The organism is Pseudomonas sp. P1_C12, from assembly GCF_056406435.1.
The window spans coordinates 1-1,314 of record NZ_JBFUAE010000046.1 but is presented as its reverse complement, the minus strand read 5'-3'; the positions used below and the strand labels follow the sequence as shown (position 1 = coordinate 1,314).

The window sequence follows — 1,314 nt, the reverse complement described above, 5'->3', positions numbered from 1 at the left end:
GTGTCCCGTCCTGAATAAGGTTTACACCTTCTGACCCATTCTCAGGAGGGAGTAATGAATACGGGAGAAAGGCGCAGTCAGCGTGATTACACGCTGACCTTTAAATTGTCGGTCGTCGATCAGGTCGAAAAAGGCGAGTTGAGTTATAAAGAGGCTCAAGAGCGCTATGGCATTCAGGGTAAAACGACCGTACTGAACTGGTTACGCAGGCATGGTCGGCAGGACTGGAGTCAAGGCGCGTCCATTCGCTCCAAGAGACCCCGTTCCATGGATGAGCCCGATAAGCCGCTGACACCCGAACAGCGAATCAAAGAGCTTGAAGAAAAGCTTGCCCAAGCCAACCAGAAAGCTCAGTTTTTCGAAGCCGTCGTTGATGTTTTGAAGAACGATTTCGGTATTTCTGTCGTAAAAAAGCGATCCGGCAAGTCCTCTCCCAAGGGCAGATCCAAGACCTGAGCATCAGTCGGGCTTGCCAGTTCATGGGGATTTCCCGTCAGGCTTATTACAAGCGCAACCSGGCGTGTGATGCCCGGGCCCGTCATGCCCAGGAAGTGATGGGGTTCGTGAGGGAAAAGCGACTTAGACAACCGCGCCTTGGCACCCGAAAACTTCACAATCTAATGCGCACGGAGCCAGAAGTGTCCGTAAAGGTTGGTCGAGACCGTTTATTCGATATCTTGCGAGATCGACGCGAACTGCTTCCCCGCCGACGGGCCTATCACAAAACGACAGACAGCCATCATCGTTTTCGCCGGCATCCAAACCTGCTCAAAGATGGGCCGATTCAGGTAGTCGCCAAGGCGCCAGAGCAAGTATGGGTTGCGGAAATCACCTACTTACCGACGCAAACGGGTGTGGCTTATCTGAGTTTGATCACTGATGCGTACTCCCGAAAAATCGTGGGGCACCATGTCCATGAAAGCTTGCACACCGAATCGGTGATCCAGGCGTTCAACAAAGCCCTCAAGCAGCGGACAACGGRGCAACGCCTGGTRCATCACTCGGATAGAGGCGTCCAATACTGCTCCGAGCTTTATCAGCGGCTGCATGCCAAATACGGCATCACCTGCTCAATGACCGATGGCTACGACTGCTACCAAAATGCGTTGGCTGAGCGTGTGAACGGGATTTTGAAAAACGAGTTATTGCTGCATCGCCCCAAAGATTTTGCAGAGGCCATCCGGATGGTGGACGAGTCGGTGCAGATCTATAACAACGAGCGGCCTCATCTGTCGCTGAAATACAAAACGCCCGATGCGGTGCATCGGGCGTTTTGAGGCTGAAACAGGTGTAAACCTATTTCAGGACTAGACA

1 protein-coding gene is annotated in these 1,314 nt (G+C 52.8%); it reads left to right on the top strand.

The window, feature by feature from the left end; translation table 11 throughout:
* Positions 1 to 54: 54 nt before the first annotated feature.
* Positions 55 to 1,277, top strand: a protein-coding gene (locus tag AC1D19_RS30240) for an IS3 family transposase (RefSeq protein WP_477765560.1) whose coding sequence is annotated in 2 segments (ribosomal slippage) — positions 55 to 406 and positions 406 to 1,277 — 1,224 coding nt in all. Because the reading frame shifts where the segments join, the coding sequence is not laid out codon by codon here.
* Positions 1,278 to 1,314: the final 37 nt, after the last annotated feature.